This window comes from Empedobacter sp. EJD.6dd, from assembly GCF_057369435.1.
Window position 1 is genome coordinate 643,278 of record NZ_CM170667.1, and the last position, 23,565, is coordinate 666,842.

Below are 23,565 nucleotides of genomic sequence, written 5' to 3' on the forward strand. Positions count from 1 at the left end.
AGAACAAAATTATTTATTAAATGGATGATATCATCAACGTCATAAGTAGCTACGTTTGGTCGTATGCACTTATTGGACTTTGCGCATTAACTGGAATATATTTTTCAATACGCACTGGATTCTTACAAATAGTTTACATTAAAGACATGGTTCGACTATTATTTAGTGGTGAAAAATCAGATAAGGGAATTACTCCTTTTCAAGCATTTTCACTAGCAATTTCTGGTCGTGTTGGAACAGGAAATATTGTAGGTGTTGCTACAGCAATTGCTATGGGTGGACCTGGAGCTGTTTTTTGGATGTGGTTTATTGCTTTTCTAGGAAGTGCTTCTGCTTTTATAGAATCTGCATTAGGACAAGTATACAAGCAAGAAATAGACGGAGAATACAGAGGTGGTCCTTCATATTACATCGAAAAAGGATTAGGAATAAAATGGTACGCAGTTTTATTCGCTATTATTACAATAATGAGTTGTGGCTTATTATTACCAGGAGTACAATCTAATAGTATTTCATCTGCACTAAACAATGCTTTTGATATTCCTATATATGATTTTATGGGAATACCTATTAATATTGTTGGTTTCGTTATTATCGGATTATTGGCATTGATTATTTTTGGTGGAGTTAAACGTTTAGGACAAGCATCAGAGTTCATTGTACCGTTTATGGCAGGAGCTTACATCTTAATGGCTCTTATTATTATTGGAATGAATTTCCACCAAATTCCATCGGTTCTAAGATTAATTTTTTCTTCTGCATTTAACCAAGAATCATTATACAGCGGAGTATTTGGTGCCGCAATTGCTTGGGGAATAAAAAGAGGAATATATTCGAACGAAGCTGGTCAAGGAACTGCACCTCATGCAGCAGCCGCTGCCGAAGTTAATCATCCAGCACAACAAGGTTTAGTGCAAGCTTTTTCTGTTTATATTGATACGTTGTTTGTGTGTACAGCAACTGCTTTTATGATTTTATTTACAGGAAAATACAATGTAAATCATCCTGAAAAAGCTGGTAGTTTCATAACACAAAATCTTCCTGGTGTAGATTATACAGGTTTTACACAAGCTGCAGTATCAAGTCACTTTCCTTCATTTGGAAATAGTTTTGTTGCCATTGCATTATTTTTCTTTGCTTTTACAACAATTATGGCTTATTACTATTATGCGGAAACAAACATTACATATATTTTCAAGAAAGGAAACAGAAAAGTTTATGTTTGGATTTTGAGAGTCTGTTTCTTATGCGCTACATATTATGGAACAATAAAAACTGCAGAAACAGCTTGGGCGATTGGTGATATTGGTGTAGGTTTAATGGCTTGGGTAAATATTATTGCTATTTTGTTATTAAGTGGAGTTGGTCTTAAAGTTTGGAAAGATTATAAAGATAAACGTAAAAAAGGAATTAAAAATCCTGATTTTAATCCTTTAGAAATAGGTATTAAAAATGCTACTTTCTGGGAAAATAAAAATAAAACTAAATAGAATACAAAAAGCCACTTTAAATAAAGTGGCTTTTTGTATATTAAAATTTAATCTTATTGAGCTTGTGTAAACTCTAAGTTAACTAATAATTTCACTTTATCAGACACTACTAAACCTCCAGCTTCAGTTACTTGGCTCCACCCTAATCCAAAATCTTTACGGTTAATTTCTCCTGAAAATTCAAACCCTGCGCGTGTAAAACCATATGGATCTGTAATTACACCTCCAAAATCAGCATTTAAAGTAATTGGTTTCTTTTCACCACGAATTTCTAACGTTCCTTCAATTTTTCCATTTTGGATTCCTGAGGTACTTTCAAATTTCATTTCTGGAAACTGTTCTGCGGCAAAAAAATCATCAGATTTTAAGTGATTATCACGATCAGAATTTTTTGTATTGATTGTACCTACATGAGCTGCAAAATCAAATTTTGCATTTAAAAAATTATTATCATCGGATTCTACAGACGCTTCAAAGTTATCAAAACTCCCTGTTACCGTAGATATCACCATATGTTTTACTTTAAATTGTACTTCTGAGTGAGAAGGATCTAAATTCCATTTTGTTGCCATAATGTTTGTTTTTATTGTTATTTAAATTGTTTGATTTTATCCTATTTTGAATGATAACATTCCTAATGAACCATAAATTAATTTGTCATTAAAAATTGTTACTTCTTCGTTTTTTCCTTGTAATGCTAATGTGTATACAGAAGGCAAATAATGTTCCATTGATGGAACTGCTAAATTAAAAGCACTTCCTTTTTGTACAAAATTGAACAATTCATCGTGTCGACCAGTTTCAACAATATTTTTAAATGAATCATTTACTTCGTAAGCCCAGTCATAACCTGTGTTTGGTTCATTCCAATTTAATGCTCTCAAATTGTGAACAACATTACCACTACCTACAATTAATACACCTTTATTACGAAAAGCATCTAATTCTTTTGCCAACTCGTAATGTTCTTTTGGTGTTTTAAAAACATCCAAACTCAACTCTATCATCGGAATATCAGCATTTGGATACAAAAATTTAATTACACTCCAAGAACCGTGATCAAAACCCCACATTTGATCCAAATCAACTGTTGAAGTTTTAATTAAATTTTTGACCTCGTTTGCTAATTCTGGACTTCCTGGAGCCGGATATTGAACATCGAATAATGCTTGAGGAAAACCATAAAAATCGTGAATCGTTTTTGGCTTTTGCAAAGCTGTAACTTTAGTACCTTTCGTTTCCCAGTGAGCAGAAATACATATTATTGCATTTGCTTTAGGAATCGTTTTACCAATATTTCTCCAGCCTTCAACAAAAATATTTTCTTCGATGGCATTCATCGGAGAGCCATGTCCTAAAAATAAAACTGGCATTTTTTCTGTTGTAGAAAAACTTGAAGTTATTGATTTTAAAGTATTGTAATCCACGATTTTTATAGTGTTATTTTAATTTATTATTTAGCTTTTAGTGCGGCAAACTCTAAGTTAGATGTTAATGTTACAACATCACCTACGATTGCTTCTGGGAAATTCCCTCCAATATTAAAGTCACTTCTTTTTACATCACCTTTTACTGTAAATCCGTACGTTTTAACCCCATTATTGTTGATACTTCCGTTGTAAACTAATTTTAATGTAACTGGTTTAGTAATTCCATTTAATGTTAAATCACCAACCATTTTTAATTGATTTCCTTTAACACGTGTAATTCCTTTTGATGAAAATTCTAATTTTGAACTTTTTGCTACATTAAAGAAATCAGCAGATTTTAAATGATTATCACGTGCTTCAATTCCTGTGTTGATTGAGTTGATATCAGCTACTACATGAAATTTAGCATCGCTTAAATCCTCTTTTGTAAAGTTTAAATGAACATCAAAATTATTGAATTGTCCTTCAACGTCAGAAATTGTCATGTGAGATACAGAAAATCCTAATTTTGAGTGTGCTTTATCATTTGTATAGTTTTGAGCAAATGCAGACATTGATGCTGCTGATAACATTAACGTGAATAATAATTTTTTCATTTTGTTTAATTTTAAATCTTTTATTATTTATTGATGATGCAAAGTTATAAGCTTGAGAAGCGACAAGCATTGATGTAAATCAATAAATGAAATTAATTTTGTTACAATTAAAATCTATGAATAAAATGTATCAATTAATATTCCAAAAAAAAAGTGTATACAATTTATTCATATGAAAAAAGCACTTCGTTTGAAGTGCTTATCATATTATTTTACTGGACTAAAATACCAGTAAGTTGAAGTTTTTTTATTCTCAACTTCCAAATATTCTGGAGTTGCTTGAGGAAGTAAATGTAATTCCTCTGATTTTTTTAAATCTGTCAATATTTGACGTAGAGGGTAACCTTTTTTTCTATCGTGAGGAAAATACCCTTTCTCAATTAAAAAAGGCATCATGTCTTTTGTCTTAACACGTTCAAGATTATTTTCTACTAAATAAGCCTGAATATCTTCACTCATTTTTTTGACCACTTCACGGTCTACTTTAATATAATCGTTTTTTTTCATATAATTTTACCAATTACCATTCATATGTGTCAAAATCATAGGACCTTCAGAAGTCACTAAAACAGTATGTTCGTGTTGCGCAAAAACACCTGGAGCATTTCCTATCATTGTCCATCCATCAGCTTGTTCAATTGCTTCATACGAATTTTCTGAAATAAAAGTTTCTAAAGCAATTACCGAATTTTTGCGGAAACGGCGTTTATCATCTGGATCTCTAAAATTCAATAAATCTAACGGTTCTTCGTGTAACGAACGTCCTACCCCATGTCCTGTCAAATTTTCGATCACATGATAATGATGTTTTTTTGCTTCTTTCTCAATAATTCCACCAATATCAGCTATTTTAACTCCAGATTTTACAGCAGCTATTGCTTTTTGAAGTGCAGAAATCGACGCATCTACAATTTTTTGATACCCATTTACATCCTCACCAACTACAATAGAACCTCCATTATCTGCCCAAAAACCTCCTAATTCTCCAGAAACATCAATATTTATAACATCTCCTTCTTTTAAGATTTTATCAGCTCTCGGAATTCCGTGACAAATTTCTTCATTTACACTTAAGCACGTATAACCAGGAAACTTATAAGTCTCGAAAGGTGCTGATTTACACCCAAATTTACTCATAATAGTTGCTCCAAAATCGTCTAATTCCTTTGTTGACATTCCAGGTTTTACATAATCTTTCATCTCTTTAAGAGTAACGGCTACAGCTTCGCTGACTTTTTTCATTCCGATTAACTCTTCTTCTGTCTCTATAATCATTGCTTAAATTCTATTGATTTCGAAGTCTGAAATCATTTGCAAATTTACGAGTATTTCTTGCTATTATTCGTTTATTTTAATAGAAATTCGTAATAATCATTAAATACTTTAACTCTAGCATGTATTATTTATTTGCAAATAAAAACCTCTATCAAAATTGATAGAGGTTTTTTTATTTTACTTAATCAGCATCGTAGATTAAAACTCGTTTTGCTAATTTATTTGGTCCATTCAAAAACTCGATATGTTGAGGATGTTTTTGATACGTTTCAAACTGTTCCATTGTTTCGAAAGCTGCAAACAACGAAAACGAATAAGAAGCATCAATCACGTCTCTTTGTATATTTGCTGGCGTACCAACATGAAAAAAAGCTGAAGGAGCAATTGGTTCTAAATCTTTCAAAGCTTGATGAAATATCTTCACTTCTTCTTCTGTGGCATCATCTTTTAACCAAAACAATACATGGTGTGCTAACATAAAAATCTATTTTTAGTATGCAATTTGCATTTTTACTTTCTTATTTTTTATTTTTTGACCATTTAATTTTTTCAAAATATCTGGTACTTTTTTACGATTAATCGCTACATAAGAAGTCGTATCTTTTACTTCGATAATTCCGACATCGTTCTTTTCTAATTCTCCTTTCTTGAATAAGAATCCAACAATATCTACTTTATTGATTTTGTCTTTTTTTCCTGCAGAGATATAAATCGTTTGATAAGGTGTTCTTTCTGGAATTTTATATGTACCACCTAAATTTTCGACAGCTAAATTTTCGTTTACAAACGGAAAATGCTCTTCATTACTGATAATTAAATACACAAAACCTTTCGCATTCATACGAGCTGTACGTCCATTTCGATGAATAAACGCCGCTTCTTTTGCTGGTAATTGATAATGAATAATAGAATCAACTTCAGGAATATCTAAACCACGTGCAGCTAAATCTGTCGTAATTAATACACGAACAGAATCATTACGGAATTTTAGTAAAGCTCGCTCGCGCTCGTCTTGTTCCATTCCTCCATGAAAACTTTCGCGTGCAATTCCTTTTTCATGCAATAAATTGCTAATTCTATCTACGGCATCGCGGTGATTACAGAAAATTAACATTCTTTTATTACCAATTTTACAAATCAAATTAAATAAGGTATCCAATTTTTCTTCTGAAATTGTATTCACCAATTTCATATGTAAATCTGGTTTTACTTCGATTTGTTTTAAATAACTTACGATTTTTTCATCATTCAAACCAACAAATTCTGGAATGTTTTCCATTTCTGTTGCAGAAGTTAATATGCGTTGTTGTAAACCTGAAAGTTGTTCAACAATAAAACTCATATCTTCCTGAAAACCTAGTTCTAAAGCTTTATCAAACTCATCTAAAACTAAAGTTTGAACAGTTGACGGATCAAAATTTTCGTTACGTAAATGATATGCAATTCTTCCCGGAGTACCAATTAAAACTGCTGGAGCTTCAAGTAATGTATTTTGCTCAATTTTTGTATTGTGTCCACCATAACAGCATGTTACTTTATAATCAGATTTCATTGATTTGAAAACTGTTTCGATTTGTAAAGCTAACTCACGCGCAGGAACTAAAATTAAGGTTTGTACACCTTTTGCTTCAGGCTTTAAATCTCTTAAAACTGGAAATAAAAAAGCCAATGTTTTTCCAGAACCTGTTGGTGATAATAGAATTAAATCTCGTTGATTTTCGGACATTTTGAATGCTGAGCGTTGCATCGCATTCATATCTTTAATGCCTAAATTTTTATAAAGTAAATCGATTTGCATTTTGCAAAATTAACGTATTCTTTCGAATTAATCATTTTTTGAAGTTGTAGAAATCTTATAATCTTCCATAAATTCATCGAAAAGATTCATAATTTCGAAATGATTTTTATCTAACGTATTTGCATCAAATGAAACCACAGCTCCATACATTTTGTGCCAAAACATCATTCGTGTTTGTAGAAATTTTTGAGTTTCGTTTTTGATAAAGATGTCAGCATCAATTACTTTTATATTTATCATGCGTTGTCGAGGTAATTTCAATTCTTCAATTTCTAAAATTTTTCTCCATTCAATATAGTTTAAATGATTTGAAGGTTTGTAAACGATTCCTTTTTTATCAATTAGTAAAACCAATTGTTTTTTCATCAACTTCTTGATCGAAATTATGATTAATAGTAGACTTGGAACAAATAAAATTCCACTTATAATTTTTGCAGTTTGTGGAGAATTAACTTGATTGGCATTTAGAAATAAATAAATTGAACAAGCAAAAAATAAAAGACTACCGAATAATAATCCCCAATTACTTGTTTGTTTTGTGTAAACTTTAACTGAATTCAACTGATTTTGTTTTTACAAAAATATAGAATTAAAAAAGAGCTTTCGGAATAAAAGCTCTTTTCTATAGAATTAATTAAAAATTTCTTGAAATTCTTTCTGATATTTATTAAGAATCATTTTTCGTTTTAACTTTAAAGTTGGCGTTAATTCTCCTCCTTCTATTGTAAATTCATGTGCTAAAATAGCAGGTTTTTTAATTTGCTCCCAATTTCCAAAAAACTGATTAGCTTTTCTAACTTCTTGGTTAATTAATTTATGAACTTCTTGAGATGCAATAAATTCTTCTCGAGAAAGGTTTACTATTTCTGGTGCGTTTTCTTTTGCCCACTCTTTTAGGTTGACATAATTAGGTACTATAAACGCTGAAGCAAACTTTTGTCCATCACCAATAACCATTGCCTGTTCTATAAAATTAGACTCTACAAGTTTTGTTTCGATAGGTTGAGGAACAACGTATTTACCACCAGAAACTTTAAACATTTCTTTTTTGCGGTCAATAATTTTAAGAAAGTGTCCTTCTCCCTCTTCCCAAACTCCAATATCACCTGTATGCATCCAACCATCTATAATTACTTCATCTGTCGCTTTTTGATTTTTATAATAGCCCATCATTACATTTGGACCTTGAACCAATATTTCTCCGTCTTCTGCTAGTTTAACCTTTACATCTTTTATAGGAGAACCTACTGTTCCGATTCGAACTCCTAATTTGTGCGGATTATTAACTGTGATCAATGGTGATGTTTCTGTCATTCCGTAACCTTCGAAAAAAGGTAATCCAGCAGCCATAAAAATACGTGCAATTTTTCCTTGCAACGAAGCGCTACCTGAAATTATATATTTAAAATTACCTCCTAAAGCTTCGTAAAATTTATTTAAAACCAACTTACGTGCTAAAGCAAGTTTTACGTTATAAAACAATGTTCGTTTATTTGAATCAGGTTCATATTCTGATGCAATCTCTATCGCCCAATAAAAAACTTTACGTTTTTTACCTGTTAACGAACTACCTGTTTTTAGAATTTTTTCGTAAACTTTTTCCATAATACGAGGAACGGCTGTCATAATATCTGGCTTAACCTCGTTTATATTATCACCTATTTTTTCAAATCCTTCCGCAAAATAAACCGTAACTCCAATGTATAAATACGTATAAATTACAGTTCTTTCGTACGTATGACACGGAGGCAAAAAAGTTAAACCTCGAGCACCTTGTTCTAAATCTACAATTTCTTTTGCTGCAATAAAATTGGAAACTAAATTACTATGAGACAACATCACTCCTTTAGGTTTTCCTGTTGTTCCTGATGTATAAATTAACGTGGCTAAATCGGTACTACGAACTGTAGAACTAAGATTATTGACATATTCGTCTGTAATATTTTTACCGATCTCTTTTAATTCTGCCCAATTTCTTGAATCTGGAAATTCATTAATCGCAAAAACATATTCCAAACTATAAATCGTTCCAAACATTTTGTTTATACGATCGTACAAATTTTTAGTACTTACTATGCATAATCGTATTTCTGCATCATTAAAGATAAATTGATATTCAAAATCTGTAATATTTGGATAAATAGCAACTACAACCGCACCAATTTGCTGAATAGCAAAGTCAATCATATGCCATTCATAACGACTTTCACATACAAGTCCTACTCGATCTCCTGGTTTTACTCCGAGAGCCAACAAACCTTTCGAAATTTCTCTCGTTTGAGCTATAAATTCGGCTGGTTTAGTAAATTGCCATTCACCATCAACTTTTGTTGAGAACATATTATGATCTGGATATAGTTCTTGTTGACGATAGGCTAAGTCAAAAATTCTTGTAGGATTATTCATCGTTATCAAACTTTGTAAAAAAGAGTGCAAATTTGGTGCAAAATTTTCTAAAATCAGATTTATTTAAACAAAAAAGCAAGATTCAATTAAAAATCTTGCTTGATTATCTTCTAAAAAATTGATTGATTTAAAGATAAATATTATCAATTTCTTTTTTATATTTTTCTGAAATTACTTTTCGTTTCATTTTAAGCGTTGGTGTTAATTCTCCAGCTTCTATTGTGAATTCATAAGGTAATAAATGAAACTTTTTGATCTTTTCCCAATTTCCAAAATTAACGTTTAATTTATTGACTTCATTTCCAATTAATTCATATATTTTTGGATGAGTTAAAAATTCTTGTCGAGGCAGATTTATTAAAGAAATCTCATTTAATTTTGCCCATTCTAAGCATTTTTCATACGAAGGAATAACCAATGCTGAAGGAAATTTACGTCCTTCTCCAACAACCATTAATTGTTCTATATAATTAGATTCTGATAATATTTTTTCAATTTGTTGTGGGACAACATATTTTCCTCCAGATGTCTTGAACATTTCTTTTTTACGATCAATAATTTTTAAGAATTTATGATCAACCCATTCTCCAATATCACCTGTATACAACCAACCATCTTTTAAAACTTCTGCAGTTGCTTCTGGGTTTTTATAATATCCTTGCATGATATTTTTTCCTTTTGCAAGAATTTCTCCATCTTCGGCTAATTTAATTTCAATGTCAATCAAAGGTAAACCAACTGTACCAATCTTCATTCCACGTTTAATACAGTTTACTGATAAACAAGGTCCAGCTTCTGTTAAGCCATAACCTTCGTAAATTGGAATTCCAGCAGCTAAATATAATTTTAATAATCTTGTTTGTAATGTTGCACTTCCAGATGCGATTCCTTTTACATTACCTCCAAGCGCTGCTTTCCATTTAGAAAAGATTATTTTTCGAGCAATTATTAATTGAAATTTATACCATGTAGAAAGTCTAGATTCATCTAAATCATATTTTTCTCCTAATGAAATTGCCCAAAAGAAAAGTTTACGACTAATACCGCTTAATTCTTCTCCTTTTGACATAATTCTATCATACACTTTTTCTAATACACGAGGAACAGCAGAAAAAATATGAGGTTGAACTTCTTTCATGTCCTGTCCTATTGTATCCATTGATTGCGCATAATAAATAGATAACCCCATTTTTATATATACATACTGAAATACACGCTCATATGCATGACACGCTGGTAAAAAAGATAATGATTTCTCATAGGCTTCAACAGGAAATGAATATTCAGAGCTATTTACATCTGCCAATAAATTATCATGTGAAAGCATTACACCTTTCGGATTTCCTGTTGTTCCAGAAGTGTAAATTAAGGTGGCTAGATCTGACGATTTTACGTTGTCCATTTTTGTTTGTAAAACATCATGAGAAATAGAAATTCCCTTCGAAACTAGCTCAATCCAATTTGGTGTATGCGGATAAGTATTAAATGTATAAACTTGTTCAAGATTTGGAATACGATCTTTTATTCCTAACAAACGTTGGTACAAGAAATCATTGCTTACAAAACACAGTTTGATTTCAGCATCATTCAAAATAAATTCGTAATCGTTGTCTGAAATATTTGGATAAATTGCTACAACTACTGCGCCAATTTGTTGAATTGCAAAATCTACTAAATTCCATTCCAACCGATTTTCACTTATCAAAGCAACTTTATCATTTGGCTGAACACCATTTGCAATAAGACCTTTTGAAATATTATTTACTCGATTGATAAAATCTTTTGTTGAAATTCCCTTCCATTCATCATTTTCTTTGTAATTAAAAATCGAAATATTAGGTGTATTTTTTTCTTGAAATCGAGGTAAATCGAATACTCTTTGTGGTTGTTTCATTTTCTTGAAATAAGAGTACAAATTTCGACTATTTCTCGGTTTCAGAAAAGAAAAACGTCTTTCTTTAATAAAAATTTAGAATTTATAGTGAATGAAAATAATAGAATGCGTTGTAAATTAGACAAAAATTAAACTCAAATGGAACTTGATCATTATAGAGATGAAGATGATTTCAAACTATTTTGTTTGGAATGTGTGGAAGATATTGAGGAGCAAAAGGATTCACAATTATTAGATTTTTTAGAACATATAGCGCGAGAATTTCAAATTACAAATGTTTATAAAACCACCGATAGTTTTGAAGGTTTCGAAGAAAGCTTGATGAATTTACTCTATCATGATAAATACTTTAGAGATTATAAAATAATTTATTTAGTATTTGAAGGACAAGGAAATCAAATTCAAATTGATGATTATTATTATAGTTTAGAAGAAGTAGCTGAGATTTTTCAAGGAAAACTAACTGATAAAATTGTTCATTTTGCGAACACAATGAATTTGGATTTAGAAGACGAAAGTTTTCAGTATTTTATCGACGTAACGGGCGCAAAAGCTTTATCGGGTTATGTAAATCCATCACCAATTTTGAGTACAATTTTAGATCAATATTATTTTTGTTTGGCAAAAGAAATTGATGACGAAGAAGAACTTGTTCATGCTTTGTTTGATAAACATTCTACTTTAGCCATGAAATTAGGATTTAGATTATATCATTAAACTAATAACTCTCCTTTTTGGAGAGTTATTTTTTAAGATTTTATTACATTGAATGAGCTTTATTTCCTTCAAAATGAATCATCCAAGGTGTTCCAAATTGATCGATGAAAGAAGCAAATAATTCAGCAAAAAACTGTTCTGCTAGTGGCATTTCCATAATTTTTGCGTTTACAGACAATCGATTATACAATGTTCTTGCTTCTTCTGCATTATCAGTATCCAACATAACATAAGAATTATTTCCTTGCACATATTTTTGTCCGAATTCTTCTACAATATCAGAACCCATAAGCATAGTTGATTCATTAATAAACAATGCTGTGTGCATTACTCTATCCTTAGCACTTTCTGGAATTTGAAAATCAGGACTTGGAGGCATATCACCCATTTTATGCATTCCTATATTTTGTGTTTCAAAAACTGTTTCGTAGAATTTAAAAGCTTCCTCGCAGTTTCCATTAAAATTTAAATAAGCGTGTACTTTAGCCATAATTTATTTTTTTGTGATTGTGATTTTAAACTAAGGGTTGACCATTTTCATCAGTTGTTAGAACTTCGGTCATATAATTAAGAAATGGTCGTAATATCAGTATCGATTTTGCTACTTTTTCAGGAAAATCATTTGCTAAAACATCTTCATCTGTAAATTTTTTAATGAATAGATACTGCTTTTTACGAAGTAGAGCAATGCGCTCATGATCTTTCGAAAAACCTTTTGGTGCAGATTTCACTTCTTCTCCTTGCATTTCTCCAAACTCTTTCATAATTGTTTTAGATTGAAGAATCTTTTCTAACTCATCTGAAACTTCAATGTCTTTTCTGATTCGAAGCAAATCATCTCGTTCAGGTCCCCAAAATCCAACTCCAATAAAATTGTGATTAGGTTGAATATGAAAATAATATCCTCCTCTATTATATGGCTTTTTACGTCCTGTTTGAGCAGAAAAATGAGTTTTATAAGGTGTTTTATCATTAGAAAAACGAACATCTCTATAAATTCTAAAAATTTTAAGCGGTTCTAATTCTTCTTTTTTACTTAATTCTTGGTAAATCGCATTGAAAATTAAATCTGCTTCAGCTTTCGCTGTCTCAAACTCCACTTTGTGTTCTGTAAACCATTCGCGATTATTATTTTTTTCTAATTTATTTAGAAATTTATTGATTTGTGACATCTATTATTTTTTTCGAGTATGTAGAATTTTTTCATAAGTTTCTATCCATTGTTGTGGAGTAATTTTTGTTGCTAATTCACCGATTAAATCATAAGGAATATCTTCTATTTTTTTGAATCGAATACAACTTTTTCCCATATCTAATTTTGTTTTTGCATGTTTTGGATATTCTTCTACAAACCAATTCAATAAATTATCGTCGGAATAAATTCCCATGTGATATAATGCAATAAAATTCTTTTGAGAAGCTAAATTGATAAAAGGCAAAGGTGTTCTAGGATCACAATGATAGCCATTTGGATACATAGAATGTGGTACAACAAACCCTATGTGTCCATAACTGATTTGTTCTTCAAAACCTTTAGGTAAATTAGATGTTAAAGTTTTGTATATATTCTTAACTGTTTCTTTTCTTTCAGAAGGAATACTTTCAAAATATTCATCTATCGTTGAGACTTCGTATTGCATTATTTTCGGTATTTATCGTTTAATCCTTTTCCTTCTAAAATCAATGGTTTTATTTTTTCTATTCGAGATAATTTTGTTTTTTCTTGTTTTGCTTCTTCAATGTATTCGATGTATTCTTTTTGTTTACCAGGAGTTAAAGTTTTAAATGAAGTAAATAGTTCATCATCCTGATTTAAAACATCTTTCAATAATCCATCTACCTCTTTAGGCTCTGTTTTTTGTGGCTTTAATTCTTTCCCATCTTTCACCAATTGAATTGCTTCTAAAACATATTCTCTTACTTTTGTAACGTCAATTTCTTCTGCTGAATTAAATCGCCATTGTCGCAAAGCTTTCGTTTTTTCTTCATTTGCATTGACTAAAACTTGATACTTATCTTTCAAGAAAACGCCATTATGAAACCATAGCGCAAAGTGATTTTTGAAACCACTAAAAGCCAAAACATTTTTCTTATTATATGTATAAATATCTCCTCCCCATTTAAATTCTTTTACCAGTTCTGTTTCATTGACAACTTGTTGAATTCGTTCATTTGCCTCTGCCCAATTTCCGTTGTATTTTGTCCATTCACCAGACTTTTGATCTTTCATTAAATCAACTTTATACAATACAATTTCTTGAATTAATTTCTTTGGTAAAAACTTATCTAAAGGAATTTGTATAGCTCCTTTTGATGTTTTATATTCAACCAAATCCTTTTTAAAATGTACAATGGCTTCAGCTCCTGGATATAATCCCAAATGATTTTTATACATCGCGAAATGAATCAAATTACCATTCAATCGAAATGTAGGCATTTTATAATTTATCGTTTCTTTTGCTTGAGGCACTGTTTGATGAATAATTTCTCTTACATTCTCTAAAATGACTTGTTTATCTTTTTCAAATTGAGCGATATATTCGTCAATTGTCGTATAATTATTCGTCATAAATTATTTTGTTCATTAATGCTCACAAATCTCTTTCAAGTTTCGTAAAGCATTCAACCACATTTGTCTCATTTGCGTTTCAGAATAGATATTTTCGTCAACATCTACAGAGCAAATTAGTCTTGTATGACCTTCTACATTCTCAAACTTATAAGATTCTTCATTATTTTTCCAAGAGTCAATTTCTGGACCTTCAAAAATTTCCTGTCCATTTTCTTTTAACATTCCAATGTGTCGCATTTTGATAGATTCACCCAATTTATTCTCTTCTATCTTAGCAATCATTCCTGCTGTTCCTTCCTCTGTTTTATAGGTAAAATAAACATTTGAACCTTCGGACCAATCTCCTTTATAATCTGAATCTTCGCTGAAAGGTTTTGTCCAAATTTTATACGAATCTGGTGCTAACATTACTTTGTGCACATGTTTTGGCTGTGCATAAATAATTTCTGTAAATGATACTTTTTTCATAAATATTTAGGTATTTGCTAATCCAAAAACTGCTCCGGATGGATCTTCTACAATTGCAAATTGTAAATTACCTTCCTTATTTTTTATTTCATGAATAGATTTGCCTCCCATTTCTAAAGCTTTTGTTAAGCTTTCAGCAACATTTTCTACACTTATATACATTATCCATTGTGAAGGTATTCCTTTGTTCACACCACGTTTTGTACAAACGCCTCCTGTAGCATTTTCGGGCGAAGACATCATCGCATAATCATGGTAATTTTCTTCTCCATCTTTCATCTCTAAATTGTGCACTTCCCAACCGATTACTTCTTTGTAAAAGTCTTTTAAATCAGTTGAATTTTCTACTGTTAAATCAGCCCAAACGATCTGACCAAGTTTTGATTGATTATCTTCCATTTCTATAAATTACTTCGATTCTACATAATGTTTGAAATTATTCAAAATTGCTTGCCAACCCTTTTGTTGCATATCTAAAGGATTTTGACTTTCTGGGTCGAATTTCTCAATAATTTTAGTTAAATTATTCTCTTCATGAAAGTTAATTTCTACTTTTCGTCCATCAGCAATGTAATAGCGAATGAATTTATTTGGGATGATTTCATCATATTTTGCTTCAAATTCAAACTGAAAACTCCCATCTTTAGCAGCCATTGTACTTTTTAATTTGCCACCAACTTGCAAATCATTTTCTGCTTTCGGACAATGCCAATCATCAGAAGCTTGATTCCATTTTACAATATCTTCAGGCGAATTAAAAGCTTGCCAAACTTTATCTATAGGTGCATTTATAATAGCCTCAATTATAATCATTCGTATAGTTTTTATGTTGATAATATTTATAGTTTCATAAAATCAAAAGCGCCTTTGCGCAAATTGATTCCGTATTCAAGATACGCTTTTAAACAAGCTAAAAAATTTGCCCAACCTTCTGTTTGTCCCATCAATTGCTTAATACCAGCTTCATCATCATTCATTTCATGTTCGATTACTTTAACAATTGTTGAATCATTTTCACTTTTTTCAATAAAAATTTCGACTAACATGTCATCTACACCACCACTCCAATCGAAAGATATATATTCGTCTAACTTCAAATCACCTCCCATTACAGGAAAAATATCATCAAATTCAGGAAATTTCCATTCCACAATTTTACCCGTTTCGATAGCTCCAGTTGAAGAAGCAATGAAATATTGATTCATTTTATTTGGATTAACAATCGCGTCGTAAACTTCGTGATGAGGTTTTTGAATTTGAATTGAAGCTTTAGCAGTTAATTTCATGTAGTTTTGATTTAGGTTAACTAATTTAATCAAAAAAAACGTTCAAATTTCCTCTTTCATAAAAAATAATCGAAACTTTATTGATTATAAAATCATTTATAGAAAAAATTTCATTTTATGTCAAAAAAAATCTAAAGTTCTTTACTTTTATAGTATTGTAAAATTGATAAAACACGTGAAAAAATTTACTCAAAAAGCAATAGTTCTTACACTTATTTTAATGAGTGGTTTTAGCTATGCACAAGATGCAAAAGCTGATTCTATTTATGTAAGAGAACATTACATTAAAACAGAACAAATGATTCCGATGCGAGATGGAACAAAATTATTTACTGCTATTTACACACCAAAAGATCAATCGAAAAAATACCCTGTATTACTTAATCGTACACCATATACAGTGGCTCCTTATGGTGCAGAGTATAAAAAAACGCTTGGAAATTTTCCTGCAGAAATGCGCGAAGGTTTCATTTTTGTCTACCAAGATGTACGAGGAAAATGGATGAGCGAAGGTGAGTTTGAAGATGTACGACCAATTAATACATCCAAAAATAAAAAAGCAATTGACGAAAGTACAGATACTTTTGATACGTTAGAATGGTTGTCTAAAAACATGAAAAATTACAATCAAAAAGCGGGAATGTATGGGATTTCTTATCCGGGTTTTTATTCTACAATGAGTTTGGTTAATTCTCATCCAACACTAAAAGCCATTTCGCCACAAGCTCCGGTTACGAATTGGTATTTAGGCGACGATTTTCATCACAATGGCGTATTATTTTTAAATGATTCGTTCAAGTTTATGTCATCTTTTGGGGTAAAACGTCCGCAACCAATTACGCCAGATAAAGGTCCAAAATCGTTTGAATATCCCATCAAAGATAATTATCGTTTTTACTTAGAAGGTGGTTCTGTAAAGGAATTAAAAGATAAATATTTCCAAGATAATATTAAGTTTTATAATGATTTGTTTGCTCATCCAGATTATGATCAATTTTGGCAAGATAGAAATCCTTTACCACATCTTACCAATGTAAAACCAGCTGTTATGACCGTTGGTGGTTTCTTTGATGCAGAAGATGTATATGGTGCTTTTGAAACCTACAAAGCAATTGAAAAACAAAATCCTAATGCTACAAATATTTTAGTTGCGGGACCTTGGTTTCATGGTGGTTGGGTTCGCTCTAAAGCAGATACTTTTGGAGATATGCAATTTGATTCACCTACAGGAGAATATTATCAACAAAATATAGAATTACCATTCTTTAATTATTATCTAAAAGATAAAGGAAATTTCAAACCAAGAGAAGCTCAGATTTTTATAACAGGTTCTAACCAGTGGAAACAATTTGATACTTGGCCACCAAAGAATGTGACAACTCAGAAAATGTATTTGCAAGCCAACGGAAAAATATCCTTTCAGCAACCAAATAGTACTTCTTTTGATGAATATGTTGCAGATCCTAATCATCCTGTTCCTTATCAAGGTGGAGTTTTAGAAACTCGTCCACGAGAATATATGGTAGATGATCAACGATTTGCTTCTACACGTCCAGACGTAATGGTTTATCAAACAGATATTTTAACAGAAGACATGACGATTACAGGTCCAATTATCAATCATTTATTTGTTTCTTCAACGGGAACAGATGCTGATTATGTTGTAAAATTAATTGATGTATTTCCTGAAGATACACCAAAATATAACGGAAAATTGATGGCTGGTTATCAGAATTTGATTCGTGCCGAAATAATGCGAGGAAAATACCGCAATAGTTTCGAAAAACCGGAAGCTATGGTTCCAAATCAGAAAACAAATGTAACGTATTCGATGCCTGATATTGGACATACATTCAAGAAAGGACATCGAATTATGATTCAAGTTCAAAATACTTGGTTTCCTTTAGCCGATCGTAATCCGCAACAATTTATGAATGTTTATGAAGCTACTGCAAAAGATTTCTTGAAACAAACACAACGAATTTATCACGATTCTTATATCGAAATTCCTGTTTTGAAATAACAAAAAAATCCAACAAATAGTTGTTGGATTTTTTTATTGTATTGAAAATATATTACTCTAAAACAACAGAAACAAGTTCGATATCAAAACTAAACGAAATACTAACAGGACAAGTTGCTTCTGCTTCTTTTACTATTTTCTGAAACTCTTCATTTGTAATTGAAGGAATTTTTGCTGTTAAACTTAATTCTGATCGTACAATTTTTCCATTTTCGAAAACAATTTTACAATCTGTTTCTAATTTATCTGCTGTATAACCAGCTTTCCCAAGAAGAGCAGAAGTATTCATCGTAAAACAACCTGCATGTGCTGCTGCCAAGAGTTCTTCTGGATTTGTCCCTACACCTTCTTCAAAACGACTTTTGAAAGAATATTGTGTCTTATCTAATACTGTACTTTGTGTGGTTAATGTACCTGATCCTTCCATTACAGAACCATTCCAAACTGCTTTTGCACCTCTTTTCATTTTAATATTTTTTTTAGATTGACTTAAAGTTACATGATATCAATTCATTAAACGAATATTGCTACCATTTTAAGAATAATTTTAACGTAATATGTACTACAAAATCAAACAAAAAATGTTCAGATAAAAATTATCTGAACATTTACTTAAAAAAAACTACTAACCAACCTTTACTATGAAATGTATTAGGTTATTCAAATTTATATATTAAATTAATATTGATACAACTGAAAATCAATTTCTAATCTAATTTTAATTTTAAAAATTACTTACAACGTAATTTTCCCAATTTTACCTTTATTTCCAACCAAAATAACATGTTTTTTATCTGGAGAAACAGAACAAGCATTGTAACTATCTTTTGTTAAATTCGTCCAATTATGTCCTCCATCTGTTGAATAATCAACACCAGAATAACCACAAACTAAGACTTTATCTTTTGAAATAATTGTTACACCAGATTTGTAACCAGTCGGATATTTCCAAGAATCTTGAAATGTAATTTTTCCATTTATTATTTTAAATTTATAGAAATTATAACTTGAATCTTCGTGTTTTGTAAAATCTCCTCCAACTAAATAACCGACATTATTAACTGCATCATACGCCATTCCATTTATTCCTGAAGTCGTACTTTTTGTTTTATCTAAAGCATACATTTGTCCACCTTTTGGTGTATAATAATATAAATTCGATAATTCTCCTCCAGTTACAATCATTGTTTGCTTTGCATCTACATATAAATTACTTCCACTTGATGCAAAAAAAGCTTCTTTCGGATTTTTTAATCGTAAAGGTTGACCATGAAATGATTTTGCAACTTCCCATTTTGTTGGATCTGTAATTGTAGAGGTTAATACAAAAGGTTTATCTGGAGACATAGGATCGCCTAAAACAGTAATTTTTTTAGAAGTTTTATCCACATAAATTGCATCTAAAAAGATTCCTTTTTCATTGTTTTCATATACTTTATTCCACGATTTTCCTCCATCTTTCGTTTGTAAAATATAAGCAGGTGTGTCTATTCCCAAAGCCAAATAATTATCATTACTTAAAACTTCTACATCTCTAAAATCTCTATTTTCAACTACTTTTGGATTAATCCAACTAAACGTTTTTCCTCCGTCAATTGTTTTCCCAATTGTATTTTTAGAACCCGAAACAACAAAAGTTTTTGCATCCTGAAAAGCTAAACCTCTGTAACTAACATCTGATTTTTCTTCATTAATGATTTGATACGTTTGTGCAATTGAGAAGCTTGAAAGTAACAAGAGAATATATTTCATGTATTATAATTTTTTGATTAAAGATTTTATATAAAACTATTTTATCTAAACGAATCAACCAAATATTTTTTAAGTTTGTGTTTTAGCAAAATATAAATGAAACGATATACATTTTCAACATTACTTTTAAGCCTTACCTTAACGTGTTTTAATCCGATCAATCATCAAGCTTATGGACAAAAAACAGCTATAAATAGTTCAAAAAGTTTACAAATTAATGAAAAGACTTTAACAGCTATTCTCGAAAAAAATAAAATGTATTACAAACAAGGAAAGGTAGCCGACTATATTCCTGAACTTGGAAAAATGCAAGCTGACAAAATTGCCTTTTCTGTGGTTGATGAAAATGGAAAAGTGATTAATGTTGGCGATGTAAATCAAAAATTTACGATTCAAAGTATTTCTAAAATAATCGCTTTGATGATTGCAGTTTCTGAAAAAAGTGAAGAAAATGTATTCTCTAAAATGGGTTACTTCGGAACAGATAAGCCTTTTAATCATTTTGCGAATCTCGAAACAACTGGAAAACCATTAAACCCAATGATGAATGCAGGTGCGATTTTAACCACTTCTATGATTGACGGTGAAGGAGAAATTCCTTTTCAAAAGATTCTTAAAATGGTTCGTTATATCACCAAAAATAATTCGATTGATTACAGTGAATCTGTTTACAATTCTGAAAAAGAAACAGGACATCGAAACCGTGGAATGTTTTATTTGATGAAAAACAACGGATTGATTGAAGGTGATGAAGAGAAATTGAACAATTATTTCAAACAATGCTCCATCGAAATAACAGCAGAAGATTTAGCGAAAATTGGTTATTTCTTTGCACATCAATGTACACGTTTTGATGGTGATACTACTTACAAAAACGCTGAAATTTCACAATTAATTCAATCACAAATGTTAACCGCTGGTATGTACGAGTTTAGTGGTCAATATTCAAGAACTGTTGGTTTACCAAGTAAATCTGGTGTTGGTGGAGGAATTACAGTTTCTGTTCCAAACAAAATTGGAATTGGCGTTTTTAGTCCTGCATTAGATGAACACGGAAATTCTTCTGCTGGTTATCATATGATTTTAGATTTAGTGAAGCAATATAATTTAAGTTTATTTCAATAATTTCTTATGTTCGATTTTAGATTAAAAGTTTTTGATACAGTTGCTAAACGATTGAATTTCACGAAAGCAGCAAACGAATTAAATATAACGCAACCAGCTGTTACAAAACATATTAAAGAAATCGAATTAAATTTAAACATTAAGTTATTTGAACGAAATGGAACAAAAATAAAATTGACCAAAGCTGGTGAAATTCTATTAAAATATACAGAGGAAATTTTCTCAGTTTATCAAAAAATGGAATTTGAAATTGGTCAATTACAAGAGAAACAAAAAGGTACATTACGTTTGGGCGCGAGTACAACAATTGCACAATACGTTTTACCTCCTATTTTAGCTGAATTTCGCAAAAGATTTCCTGAAATTCAGCTAAGTTTAGTGATTCAAAATTCTGAAAAAATTGAAGAATTATTATCAAATAATAAAATTGATGTTGGTTTAATTGAAGCACAAATTAAAAATCGAACATTTCATTACTTTCCATTTATCAAAGATGAAATTGTATTAGTTTCGCGTCAAAATCATCCTATTTCATCAAAAAATAGTATAAAAATGGATGATTTAAAGGATTTATCATTTGTTTTACGCGAACCTGGTTCTGGAACTTTAGAAACGATAGATTTAGCTTTGAAGGCGAAGAATATCAAATTAAACGAGTTAAATATAGAAATACAATTGGGAAGCACAGAAAGTATTAAATCTTATTTGCTGCATTCTGATGCTTTAGCTTTTTTATCAATTCAATCAATTCTACAAGATCTAAAAAACAATACGTTAACTGTTATAGATATAAGAAACCTAGATATAGAAAGAGATTTCAACTTTATCATTCCAGAAGGAGAACAATCGAAATTGGTTAATTTATTTATTGAATTTTGCAAACGTTATAACTTAAAGTAATAATAGATTACTTTTTATCATTTCTTTTTGAATAATAAGTACCAGAAATTTGTACCATAAAATTATTCAAATCATGAAAATTATAAATTCTGAAAAAGGCTTATTCCAACAGTTTACCATACAAAAAAGTATATTTTTACTTTGTGCTTTTCTATGTTTAATGCCTTTTATAAGTTCTCCTATTGCATTGGTTTTAGGATTTATTGTTGCTCAAATTTTTGGAAATCCCTACGAAATTCAATCTCGAAAAGTTTCAAGTAATTTATTGAAAGTTGCTGTTGTAGGTCTTGGTTTTGGAATGAATATCTTTGCAGCTATAAAAGCCGGAAAAGAAGGAATTATTTTCACAGTTATTAGTATTTCAACATTGATGGTTTTGGGATTCTTATTTACCAAACTTTTTAAAATTGAAAAAGCTACAGGTTACTTAATTTCTGCTGGAACAGCTATTTGTGGTGGAAGTGCAATTGCTGCAATAGCACCGATTACCAAAGCAAAACCTAATCAAATTTCCGTAGCATTAGCAGTTGTTTTCACTTTAAATTCTGTTGCATTATTAATTTTTCCTCCACTTGGCCATTTATTCAATTTATCACAACACGAATTCGGTTTATGGTGCGCAATCGCCATTCACGACACAAGCTCTGTCGTTGGAGCAGCAAGCAAATATGGAGAGGAAGCATTACAAGTCGCTACAACAGTAAAATTAGCACGCGCACTTTGGATAATTCCATTATCATTTTTAACACTATTATTCTTTAAAAATACTACCTCTAAAATAAATATTCCGTGGTTTATAGGATTATTTTTAATTGCAATTTGCGTTAATACATATGTTCCTTTTGTACACCAATTTAGTCCTTTTATTATTGCTTTATCTAAAGCTGCATTAACGTTAACATTATTCTTAATTGGTACAAGTTTATCATTCAAAATGATGAAGAATATAGGTTATAAACCACTATTAATGGCGGTAATACTATGGGTAATAATTGGTGTTGGTAGTTTATTAATGATTATGAATTTAGGCTAAAAGCGTTTCAATTTCTTAATTTCTACTTATCTTTAGATCAAGAATTAATTACAATGAATCATATACAATTAAAAAATATTGCACTCGGAATTGGATTATCAATTTCGAGTTTTGTTTCTGCACAAACGTATACCTTAAAATTCAAAACGAATTACGGAAAATTTGATGTGATGCTATACGATTTCACTCCAAAACATAGAGATTTGATTTTAAGTGAAATAAATAAAGGAACCTACACAAAAGCTCAATTTAACCGAGTTGTAAAAGATTTTGTAATTCAAGGTGGTGAATTAGACGACACTATTTTAGCAAGAGAAGCTGAGCATCCAGAGCAAAAGCCAATTCGTTTAGCTCCAGAATTTAATCCTAAGGCTTTTCATAAAATGGGTGCATTAGGTGCTGGTAGAGACGGAAATAAAGAAAAAGCTTCCTACTATAATCAGATTTATTTTGTGGTTGGAAAGAAAATTACAGTAAAGGAATTGGATGATTTAGAAATTAAAAAAGGTATTAAATACACTGAAGAGCAACGCGCTGAATATCTTAAAAATGGTGGTCAACCTCGTTTAGATCATGATTTTACAGTTTTTGGAGAAATTACAAAAGGATTGAATAAAGTAATGAAAATAAGCGAAGTTGAAACTCAGAACGAATTACCATTAAAGCCAGTTATATTTTCTATTAAAGTGAAGAAGAAAAAAACACCTTCTAAATATAACAAGACAAGTGTTTCATTGGGTGGTACAGCAATTGGTTTTTAATTCCTCTATACATCAATAATTGTCTATTTTTGTACCTTA

The 23,565-nt window shown here is 30.5% G+C and carries 27 protein-coding genes; 7 read left to right on the forward strand and 20 right to left on the reverse strand.

Annotated features, from left to right (window positions below; all coding sequences use genetic code 11):
• Nucleotides 1-20 precede the first annotated feature (20 nt).
• Entirely contained in the window at nt 21-1,490 is a 1,470-nt protein-coding gene (locus AC2I98_RS03000) for an alanine/glycine:cation symporter family protein (RefSeq protein WP_486413150.1), read from the forward strand.
• A 53-nt stretch (nt 1,491-1,543) separates the two neighbouring features.
• Here the strand turns inward: AC2I98_RS03000 and AC2I98_RS03005 are convergent, their stop codons facing one another.
• From AC2I98_RS03005 to AC2I98_RS03050, 10 genes are all read right to left on the reverse strand, one after another.
• Nucleotides 1,544-2,062: a YceI family protein gene (locus tag AC2I98_RS03005; RefSeq protein WP_486413151.1), complete on the reverse strand. Its 519-nt coding sequence runs from the start codon at nt 2,060-2,062 to the stop codon at nt 1,544-1,546.
• 36 nt (nt 2,063-2,098) lie between these two features.
• Nucleotides 2,099-2,917, reverse strand: coding sequence for a 4,5-DOPA-extradiol-dioxygenase (gene ygiD, locus AC2I98_RS03010; protein ID WP_486413152.1), 819 nt, complete (start codon nt 2,915-2,917; stop codon nt 2,099-2,101).
• A 26-nt stretch (nt 2,918-2,943) separates the two neighbouring features.
• Nucleotides 2,944-3,516 (reverse strand): YceI family protein, encoded by a 573-nt coding sequence (locus AC2I98_RS03015; RefSeq protein ID WP_486413153.1) that lies wholly within the window; start codon nt 3,514-3,516, stop codon nt 2,944-2,946.
• A 207-nt stretch (nt 3,517-3,723) separates the two neighbouring features.
• On the reverse strand, nt 3,724-4,023 hold the full coding sequence (locus AC2I98_RS03020) for a hypothetical protein (RefSeq protein WP_486413154.1): 300 nt from the start codon (nt 4,021-4,023) through the stop codon (nt 3,724-3,726).
• Nucleotides 4,024-4,029: 6 nt separating this feature from the next.
• Nucleotides 4,030-4,791, reverse strand: coding sequence for a type I methionyl aminopeptidase (gene map / locus AC2I98_RS03025; RefSeq protein ID WP_486413155.1), 762 nt, complete (start codon nt 4,789-4,791; stop codon nt 4,030-4,032).
• A 181-nt stretch (nt 4,792-4,972) separates the two neighbouring features.
• Nucleotides 4,973-5,269: a Dabb family protein gene (locus AC2I98_RS03030; protein WP_486413156.1), complete on the reverse strand. Its 297-nt coding sequence runs from the start codon at nt 5,267-5,269 to the stop codon at nt 4,973-4,975.
• Between the two features lie 12 nt (nt 5,270-5,281).
• On the reverse strand, nt 5,282-6,589 hold the full coding sequence (locus AC2I98_RS03035) for a DEAD/DEAH box helicase (RefSeq protein ID WP_486413157.1): 1,308 nt from the start codon (nt 6,587-6,589) through the stop codon (nt 5,282-5,284).
• A 27-nt stretch (nt 6,590-6,616) separates the two neighbouring features.
• Nucleotides 6,617-7,150, reverse strand: coding sequence for an STM3941 family protein (locus AC2I98_RS03040; RefSeq protein WP_486413158.1), 534 nt, complete (start codon nt 7,148-7,150; stop codon nt 6,617-6,619).
• 69 nt (nt 7,151-7,219) lie between these two features.
• Entirely contained in the window at nt 7,220-8,995 is a 1,776-nt protein-coding gene (locus AC2I98_RS03045; RefSeq protein WP_486413159.1) for an AMP-dependent synthetase/ligase, read from the reverse strand.
• A gap of 127 nt (nt 8,996-9,122) precedes the next feature.
• On the reverse strand, nt 9,123-10,889 hold the full coding sequence (locus tag AC2I98_RS03050) for an AMP-dependent synthetase/ligase (RefSeq protein WP_486413160.1): 1,767 nt from the start codon (nt 10,887-10,889) through the stop codon (nt 9,123-9,125).
• A gap of 138 nt (nt 10,890-11,027) precedes the next feature.
• Here AC2I98_RS03050 and AC2I98_RS03055 point away from each other — a divergent pair, with 138 nt between their 5' ends.
• Nucleotides 11,028-11,606: a DUF6642 family protein gene (locus AC2I98_RS03055; RefSeq protein WP_486413161.1), complete on the forward strand. Its 579-nt coding sequence runs from the start codon at nt 11,028-11,030 to the stop codon at nt 11,604-11,606.
• 43 nt (nt 11,607-11,649) lie between these two features.
• Here the strand turns inward: AC2I98_RS03055 and AC2I98_RS03060 are convergent, their stop codons facing one another.
• The 8 genes from AC2I98_RS03060 to AC2I98_RS03095 are packed head-to-tail and all read right to left on the reverse strand — an operon-like array spanning nt 11,650 to nt 15,932.
• The gene (locus tag AC2I98_RS03060) at nt 11,650-12,096 is read right to left on the reverse strand and encodes a VOC family protein (protein ID WP_486413162.1); all 447 of its coding nucleotides are present in this window, start codon (nt 12,094-12,096) and stop codon (nt 11,650-11,652) included.
• A gap of 25 nt (nt 12,097-12,121) precedes the next feature.
• Nucleotides 12,122-12,778 (reverse strand): DUF2461 domain-containing protein, encoded by a 657-nt coding sequence (locus tag AC2I98_RS03065; RefSeq protein ID WP_486413163.1) that lies wholly within the window; start codon nt 12,776-12,778, stop codon nt 12,122-12,124.
• 3 nt (nt 12,779-12,781) lie between these two features.
• Nucleotides 12,782-13,246 carry a DUF1801 domain-containing protein gene (locus AC2I98_RS03070; RefSeq protein ID WP_486413164.1) on the reverse strand — a complete coding sequence of 155 codons (465 nt, stop codon included), beginning with the start codon at nt 13,244-13,246 and terminating at the stop codon, nt 12,782-12,784.
• On the reverse strand, nt 13,246-14,175 hold the full coding sequence (locus AC2I98_RS03075) for a DUF1801 domain-containing protein (protein WP_486413165.1): 930 nt from the start codon (nt 14,173-14,175) through the stop codon (nt 13,246-13,248). The genes AC2I98_RS03070 and AC2I98_RS03075 overlap by 1 nt, the downstream gene beginning before the upstream one ends.
• A gap of 15 nt (nt 14,176-14,190) precedes the next feature.
• A complete protein-coding gene (locus AC2I98_RS03080) occupies nt 14,191-14,646 on the reverse strand; it encodes a hypothetical protein (RefSeq protein ID WP_486413166.1) in 456 nt (151 codons plus the stop codon).
• Between the two features lie 6 nt (nt 14,647-14,652).
• Nucleotides 14,653-15,045 carry a VOC family protein gene (locus tag AC2I98_RS03085; protein ID WP_486413167.1) on the reverse strand — a complete coding sequence of 131 codons (393 nt, stop codon included), beginning with the start codon at nt 15,043-15,045 and terminating at the stop codon, nt 14,653-14,655.
• A gap of 9 nt (nt 15,046-15,054) precedes the next feature.
• The gene (locus AC2I98_RS03090; RefSeq protein WP_486413168.1) at nt 15,055-15,459 is read right to left on the reverse strand and encodes an SRPBCC family protein; all 405 of its coding nucleotides are present in this window, start codon (nt 15,457-15,459) and stop codon (nt 15,055-15,057) included.
• Nucleotides 15,460-15,485: 26 nt separating this feature from the next.
• Nucleotides 15,486-15,932 (reverse strand): SRPBCC domain-containing protein, encoded by a 447-nt coding sequence (locus AC2I98_RS03095; RefSeq protein WP_486413169.1) that lies wholly within the window; start codon nt 15,930-15,932, stop codon nt 15,486-15,488.
• Between the two features lie 175 nt (nt 15,933-16,107).
• Between AC2I98_RS03095 and AC2I98_RS03100 the strand changes: the two genes are divergently transcribed.
• A complete protein-coding gene (locus AC2I98_RS03100) occupies nt 16,108-17,955 on the forward strand; it encodes a CocE/NonD family hydrolase (protein ID WP_486413170.1) in 1,848 nt (615 codons plus the stop codon).
• A gap of 52 nt (nt 17,956-18,007) precedes the next feature.
• Here AC2I98_RS03100 and AC2I98_RS03105 read toward each other — a convergent pair whose 3' ends face one another.
• Both AC2I98_RS03105 and AC2I98_RS03110 read right to left on the reverse strand, forming a co-directional pair.
• Complete coding sequence (locus AC2I98_RS03105) at nt 18,008-18,421, reverse strand: OsmC family peroxiredoxin (RefSeq protein ID WP_486413171.1); 414 nt, start codon at nt 18,419-18,421, stop codon at nt 18,008-18,010.
• A gap of 269 nt (nt 18,422-18,690) precedes the next feature.
• The gene (locus tag AC2I98_RS03110) at nt 18,691-19,707 is read right to left on the reverse strand and encodes a YCF48-related protein (RefSeq protein ID WP_486413172.1); all 1,017 of its coding nucleotides are present in this window, start codon (nt 19,705-19,707) and stop codon (nt 18,691-18,693) included.
• 96 nt (nt 19,708-19,803) lie between these two features.
• Here AC2I98_RS03110 and glsA point away from each other — a divergent pair, with 96 nt between their 5' ends.
• The 4 genes from glsA (at nt 19,804) to AC2I98_RS03130 (ending at nt 23,526) form a co-directional block, all read left to right on the forward strand.
• Complete coding sequence (gene glsA, locus AC2I98_RS03115; RefSeq protein ID WP_486413173.1) at nt 19,804-20,832, forward strand: glutaminase A; 1,029 nt, start codon at nt 19,804-19,806, stop codon at nt 20,830-20,832.
• A 6-nt stretch (nt 20,833-20,838) separates the two neighbouring features.
• On the forward strand, nt 20,839-21,732 hold the full coding sequence (locus AC2I98_RS03120) for a LysR substrate-binding domain-containing protein (protein ID WP_486413174.1): 894 nt from the start codon (nt 20,839-20,841) through the stop codon (nt 21,730-21,732).
• A 73-nt stretch (nt 21,733-21,805) separates the two neighbouring features.
• Entirely contained in the window at nt 21,806-22,765 is a 960-nt protein-coding gene (locus AC2I98_RS03125; protein WP_486413175.1) for a YeiH family protein, read from the forward strand.
• Nucleotides 22,766-22,818: 53 nt separating this feature from the next.
• Nucleotides 22,819-23,526: a peptidylprolyl isomerase gene (locus AC2I98_RS03130; RefSeq protein ID WP_486413176.1), complete on the forward strand. Its 708-nt coding sequence runs from the start codon at nt 22,819-22,821 to the stop codon at nt 23,524-23,526.
• Nucleotides 23,527-23,565: the final 39 nt, after the last annotated feature.

Excerpts from the sequence above, each read along its gene's own strand:
- AC2I98_RS03000 (WP_486413150.1), top strand. The coding sequence starts at position 21 with ATGGATGATATCATCAACGTCATAAGTAGCTACGTTTGGTCGTATGCA.
- AC2I98_RS03005 (WP_486413151.1), bottom strand. The coding sequence starts at position 2,062 with ATGGCAACAAAATGGAATTTAGATCCTTCTCACTCAGAAGTACAATTT.
- AC2I98_RS03015 (WP_486413153.1), bottom strand. The coding sequence starts at position 3,516 with ATGAAAAAATTATTATTCACGTTAATGTTATCAGCAGCATCAATGTCT.
- AC2I98_RS03020 (WP_486413154.1), bottom strand. The coding sequence starts at position 4,023 with ATGAAAAAAAACGATTATATTAAAGTAGACCGTGAAGTGGTCAAAAAA.
- map (WP_486413155.1), bottom strand. The coding sequence starts at position 4,791 with ATGATTATAGAGACAGAAGAAGAGTTAATCGGAATGAAAAAAGTCAGC.
- AC2I98_RS03030 (WP_486413156.1), bottom strand. The coding sequence starts at position 5,269 with ATGTTAGCACACCATGTATTGTTTTGGTTAAAAGATGATGCCACAGAA.
- AC2I98_RS03035 (WP_486413157.1), bottom strand. The coding sequence starts at position 6,589 with ATGCAAATCGATTTACTTTATAAAAATTTAGGCATTAAAGATATGAAT.
- AC2I98_RS03045 (WP_486413159.1), bottom strand. The coding sequence starts at position 8,995 with ATGAATAATCCTACAAGAATTTTTGACTTAGCCTATCGTCAACAAGAA.
- AC2I98_RS03050 (WP_486413160.1), bottom strand. The coding sequence starts at position 10,889 with ATGAAACAACCACAAAGAGTATTCGATTTACCTCGATTTCAAGAAAAA.
- AC2I98_RS03055 (WP_486413161.1), top strand. The coding sequence starts at position 11,028 with ATGGAACTTGATCATTATAGAGATGAAGATGATTTCAAACTATTTTGT.
- AC2I98_RS03060 (WP_486413162.1), bottom strand. The coding sequence starts at position 12,096 with ATGGCTAAAGTACACGCTTATTTAAATTTTAATGGAAACTGCGAGGAA.
- AC2I98_RS03065 (WP_486413163.1), bottom strand. The coding sequence starts at position 12,778 with ATGTCACAAATCAATAAATTTCTAAATAAATTAGAAAAAAATAATAAT.
- AC2I98_RS03070 (WP_486413164.1), bottom strand. The coding sequence starts at position 13,246 with ATGCAATACGAAGTCTCAACGATAGATGAATATTTTGAAAGTATTCCT.
- AC2I98_RS03075 (WP_486413165.1), bottom strand. The coding sequence starts at position 14,175 with ATGACGAATAATTATACGACAATTGACGAATATATCGCTCAATTTGAA.
- AC2I98_RS03080 (WP_486413166.1), bottom strand. The coding sequence starts at position 14,646 with ATGAAAAAAGTATCATTTACAGAAATTATTTATGCACAGCCAAAACAT.
- AC2I98_RS03085 (WP_486413167.1), bottom strand. The coding sequence starts at position 15,045 with ATGGAAGATAATCAATCAAAACTTGGTCAGATCGTTTGGGCTGATTTA.
- AC2I98_RS03090 (WP_486413168.1), bottom strand. The coding sequence starts at position 15,459 with ATGATTATAATTGAGGCTATTATAAATGCACCTATAGATAAAGTTTGG.
- AC2I98_RS03095 (WP_486413169.1), bottom strand. The coding sequence starts at position 15,932 with ATGAAATTAACTGCTAAAGCTTCAATTCAAATTCAAAAACCTCATCAC.
- AC2I98_RS03105 (WP_486413171.1), bottom strand. The coding sequence starts at position 18,421 with ATGAAAAGAGGTGCAAAAGCAGTTTGGAATGGTTCTGTAATGGAAGGA.
- AC2I98_RS03110 (WP_486413172.1), bottom strand. The coding sequence starts at position 19,707 with ATGAAATATATTCTCTTGTTACTTTCAAGCTTCTCAATTGCACAAACG.
- glsA (WP_486413173.1), top strand. The coding sequence starts at position 19,804 with ATGAAACGATATACATTTTCAACATTACTTTTAAGCCTTACCTTAACG.
- AC2I98_RS03120 (WP_486413174.1), top strand. The coding sequence starts at position 20,839 with ATGTTCGATTTTAGATTAAAAGTTTTTGATACAGTTGCTAAACGATTG.
- AC2I98_RS03125 (WP_486413175.1), top strand. The coding sequence starts at position 21,806 with ATGAAAATTATAAATTCTGAAAAAGGCTTATTCCAACAGTTTACCATA.
- AC2I98_RS03130 (WP_486413176.1), top strand. The coding sequence starts at position 22,819 with ATGAATCATATACAATTAAAAAATATTGCACTCGGAATTGGATTATCA.